This is a genomic window from Microbacterium lacusdiani, assembly GCF_054779895.1.
The window spans coordinates 1-4,162 of record NZ_BAAGXJ010000023.1 but is presented as its reverse complement, the minus strand read 5'-3'; the positions used below and the strand labels follow the sequence as shown (position 1 = coordinate 4,162).

The 4,162-nt window shown below is 72.2% G+C and carries 4 protein-coding genes; 1 reads left to right on the top strand and 3 read right to left on the bottom strand.

Annotated features, from left to right (window positions below):
* Positions 1 to 18: 18 nt before the first annotated feature.
* Genes ACYVGN_RS11345 through ACYVGN_RS11335 form a run of 3 tightly spaced genes read right to left on the bottom strand, consistent with a single transcriptional unit; the run spans position 19 to position 2,566 of the window.
* Positions 19 to 900 (bottom strand): fumarylacetoacetate hydrolase family protein, encoded by an 882-nt coding sequence (locus ACYVGN_RS11345; protein ID WP_460790856.1) that lies wholly within the window; start codon positions 898 to 900, stop codon positions 19 to 21.
* A 52-nt stretch (positions 901 to 952) separates the two neighbouring features.
* Positions 953 to 1,684, bottom strand: coding sequence for a gamma-glutamyl-gamma-aminobutyrate hydrolase family protein (locus ACYVGN_RS11340; protein WP_460790854.1), 732 nt, complete (start codon positions 1,682 to 1,684; stop codon positions 953 to 955).
* Positions 1,685 to 1,720: 36 nt separating this feature from the next.
* Positions 1,721 to 2,566, bottom strand: a complete 846-nt coding sequence (locus ACYVGN_RS11335; protein ID WP_460790853.1) for a TIGR03620 family F420-dependent LLM class oxidoreductase — start codon at positions 2,564 to 2,566, stop codon at positions 1,721 to 1,723.
* Between the two features lie 214 nt (positions 2,567 to 2,780).
* Here ACYVGN_RS11335 and ACYVGN_RS11330 point away from each other — a divergent pair, with 214 nt between their 5' ends.
* Complete coding sequence (locus ACYVGN_RS11330; protein ID WP_460790851.1) at positions 2,781 to 4,091, top strand: HNH endonuclease signature motif containing protein; 1,311 nt, start codon at positions 2,781 to 2,783, stop codon at positions 4,089 to 4,091.
* Positions 4,092 to 4,162 lie beyond the last annotated feature (71 nt).

The following is a 4,162-nucleotide window of genomic DNA, read 5'->3' as shown; positions in this document are numbered from 1 at the left end:
ACGATGGCTCACCAGCGTCTACGACACCGCGAGCCCTGCCGGAAACCCCACCACTCCAGGGGACGCCACCTCGCCGATGCCCGCCACCCGCACGGTGACGGCGTCGCCCGAGGCGAGCGGGCGGTGGGCCGCTCCGGCCTCGGGCAGCTTCTGGGGCGTGCCGGTCGAGATGATGTCGCCGGGCTCCAGGGTGATCGCCTGGGTCACGTAGTGGATCAGCCGCGCGAAGGGGAAGATCAGCGTCGAGGTGCTCTGTGACACGGTGACCTGGCCCTCGCGCACGACCTCGACGACGAGATCCGCCGGGTCGGCGATCTCGTCCGGGGTCACGACGGCCGGGCCGAGCGGACCGAAGCCGTCGAAGTTCTTGCCGAGCGTCCACTGGCTCGTGCGGTCCTGCCAGTCGCGCGCAGTGATGTCGTCGAACAGCGTGTAGCCGGCGACGTACGAGAGGGCGTCCTCCTCGGGCACGTTGCGGGCCGTCCGGCCGATCACGAGCGCGATCTCGCCCTCGTAGTCGACGCGCTCGCTCTGCGCGGGGATCTCGACCACGTCGTCCGGGCCGCGCAGCACGTTCGGGGTCTTGACGAACACGTCCGGGAACTCGGGGTCCGGCGCGTCCAGGCTCGACTTGGCCGAGACATGGCCGCGGTAGTTGTACCCGATGCAGATGATCTTGCCGGGCACGACCGGAGCCGCGAGGCGGACCTCGTCGCGCGCGGGAAGCGTCGCGGCGTCGGCGGACGAGACCGCCTCGCGCGCGGCATCGAGCAGGGCGTCGTCGGTGAGCACGGCGAGCGTCGAGGAGGCGATGCCCGACAGGTCGAGCACGCGGTCGACGTCGCCGTCGGTCACGAGGGCGGCGGGGCGGGATCCGTCGGCGAGGGTCACAAGGCGCATGGCGCCAATCTCGCAGGGTCGCGCACGCGACGCCCCGGCGGTGATCGTTCGCTCAGGCCCGGGCGGGCTCGGATGCGGTGCGCGCATCCTGCTCGTGGAGCTGCACCTCGAGCCGGCGCAGCAGCGGCACGAGCTGCTCGCGCGCGGTGTCGGGGTGCTCGGGATGCCACTGCACGCCCGTGACCGGCGCGGCGACGTGCACGACCGCCTCGACCACGCCGTCGGGCGCGCGGGCGACGACCTCGAGGCCGGGCGCGAGCTCGCCCACCGCCTGGTGGTGCGTGCACCGGCCCGGCGCGGCGGGATCCACGTCGCCCGCGAGGGCGTCCGCGATCGTCAGGCGCGTGCGCACGTACGGATCCGGCGCGTCCGGCAGGCGGTGGCCCGTCATGTCCTGGATGAGGGTGCCGCCGAGCGCGACGTTCATGACCTGAAGGCCCCGGCAGATACCCAGCAGGGGCTTGCGGATCCGGATGGCCTCGCGGACGACCGCGATGTGCGCCTCGTCGGCCGCGGGCTCGTGGTGGCCGCTGCCGGGATACTCGGCGGCGCCGCCGTAGCGCGACGGCTCGACGTCCTCGCCGCCCATCAGCAGCAGGACGTCGGCGCGCTCGACGGCGTCCAGGCTCGCCTCGACCGGATGCTCGGCCGAGTACACGACGTCGGCCTCCCAGCCGAGCTCGTCGATCGCGGCGCGCAGCCCGCTGTCGAGGTGGTCGAGCAGGGCCTGATAGCCCGGGGCCTGCGGCCGCTTGCGCCGCAGATGGAACACGCCGATCCGCATGCGTCCAGAATCCCACGGGCGCGGGGGCGGATGCGCTCAGCGCGTGAGGGTGAGCGCCTCGGCGAGCTGTTCGAGCGCGCCGAGCGGGTCGTCGCCGAGGGCCTGCGCGGCGACGTGATCCGCGCCGGCGTCCAGATGGGCCCGCAGGCCGGCGACGGCCGCACCGGCCGTGGGGTTCGCGGCGACCAGGTCGATCAGCTCGTCCGAGCCGCCGTCGGCGAACGCGGCCTCGCCGACGCCGAAGCGCCGCAGCGCGCCGACGTAGTTCTCGAGCGAGAAGTAGCGGCGCAGGTAGCGGCGCGCGACCGCGCGCGCGTGCTCCTGGTCGTCGGAGATCACGACCTTGAGCTCCGGGGCGAGCAGCGCCCCGGGACGAGCCGCGTCGAGGACGCCGCGCGCGTGCCGCGTGTGCGCCGGGACCGTGAGATACGGATGTGCGCCCAGGGAGCGCTCGGCGGCGAGCGCGAGCGTGCGGTCGCCCAGCGCGGCCAGGAGACGCCGGTCGCGCCCGACGCCCTCGGCGTCGAGCACGTCGAGGTACGCCGTGAGCGCGGCGAGCGGACGGACGCGATGCGGTGTCGCCTCGCGATGGCCCGAGCCGATGCCGAGCACGAAGCGACCCGGATGGCGCTCCTCGATCCGGCGGGCCGACCGGGCGATGCTCCGCGCGTCGTCCTTCCAGATGTTCACGATGCCGGTCGCGACCACGATCCGCTCCGTCGCGTCGAGGAGCTCCTCCACGATCCCGAGGTCGCCGCCCGGCGAGCCGCCGACCCAGAGCGTGCCGAAGCCGAGCCGCTCCACCCCGCGCGCGAAGTCCGCGTCCAGCGCCGCCGCGCCGCGCCAGACTCCGTACGTCCCGAATCCCGCCGTGCTCACCATGCCGCCAGTGTGCCAGCGCGAACCCACCCTGTGGTCGTTGAGCGGTGCGAGCGCCAGCGAGCGGAGTCGAAACGTGTCCAAACATCCCCCGCCGACCAACCCACCGCTCGTCCACAGGATGCACCCAAGACGAGTTCTCCACAGATTCGTTTTGCGGACCTGATCTGCCCTTTCCAGCCCGGTGAATGTCGGTGGCCCGGAGGAGAATCGGGCCATGACGGCACAGGCGACTTCGACCCGGTGGGCTCCCACCCCGGCCGAACGCGCCCGCATGTCGGAGCTCGTCGACGGCTACCTGGAGCAGCAGGTGATCATCGCCCAGGCGAAGGCCCGGCAGGCGTGGATCCTCGCCGAGGGTCGCGCGATCGCCGAGGCCCAGACCCGCCGGGGTGGGACGGGTTCGGAGTTCGAGCACCCGCTGAGGTCCATGGCCGCGGAGTTCGCGGTCGCCGGGCGGACGTCAGACCGCACGATCCGGGCCCGGATGGAGTGGGCAGTCGACCTGGTGGACGGGTTCCCGGCCACGTTCGCCCTGTTCGAGGAGGGCCGGATCAGCGAGGCCCATGTCCGAGCGATCGTCGACGCCGGGTCACGGCTGGAGGATGAGGACGCGCGGGCGGAGTTCGAGCGGATCATCCTGCCGCGGGCGGTGAAGCTCACCGGCGGACAGCTGGGCTCCGTCGCGCGGAAGCTCGCCGATGACATCGAGCCGCTGCCGTTGGAGGAGCGTCACGAGGAGGCCATGGCCGACCGCTCCGTGCGGGTGGCACCGGTTCCGGACGGCATGGGCGAGCTCACGTACATCGGCCCGGCGGTGACGGTGTACGCGATGCATGACCGGGTCACTCAGATGGCGCGCACGATCTACCGCACCAAGGATGAGACCGACGAGCGGACGTTGGATCAGATCCGGGCGGACGTGTTCGCCGAGATCGCCCTCGCCGGCCTCCCCACCGCCGAGCTGATCGACCAGCACGGCGGCGACGCCCTGATGAAGATCAAGGCCACGGTTCAGGCCACCGTCCCGTGGCAGTCACTGACCGGGGTCGGCGACGAGTCGGCGTTCCTCGCGGGGTACGGGCCCATTCCCGCGGAGGCCGCCCGCCGTCTCGCAGGGGAGGCGGCGACCTGGACGCGCCTGTTCCGGGATCCCGACACCGGGTGCTTGAAGACCGTCGACACGTACACGCCGACCAAGGCGCAGCGAAGGTTCCTGACCGCCCGGGACGAGCACTGCCGGTTCCCCGGATGCCGCCAGCCCGCGATCCGGTGCGAGGACGACCACACCATCCCGTACTCCCACGGCGGCCCCACCACCGTCCGCAACCTCGCCAACCTCTGCCGCGCCCACCACGTCCTCAAACACAACTCGAACTGGAACTTCCGCCACGGCCCAGGCGGCGTCATCGAGGTCATCAGCCCCACCGGCAGGGCCGTCAAGCACAAACCCACACCGGTCGTCAGGTTCGAAGCATCCGCCGAGATCGCCCGCGCCGATCTCGGCACCGACCCGCCGCCGTTCTAGGTGTACCCGGTCGGCACGTTGGTGACACTCGGGTAGGGAGAAGGCCTCCACGATTGGTGGTGTCTAACGTC

Coding starts and splice junctions, on each gene's coding strand:
- ACYVGN_RS11345 (WP_460790856.1), bottom strand. CDS start 900: ATGCGCCTTGTGACCCTCGCCGACGGATCCCGCCCCGCCGCCCTCGTG.
- ACYVGN_RS11340 (WP_460790854.1), bottom strand. CDS start 1,684: ATGCGGATCGGCGTGTTCCATCTGCGGCGCAAGCGGCCGCAGGCCCCG.
- ACYVGN_RS11335 (WP_460790853.1), bottom strand. CDS start 2,566: ATGGTGAGCACGGCGGGATTCGGGACGTACGGAGTCTGGCGCGGCGCG.
- ACYVGN_RS11330 (WP_460790851.1), top strand. CDS start 2,781: ATGACGGCACAGGCGACTTCGACCCGGTGGGCTCCCACCCCGGCCGAA.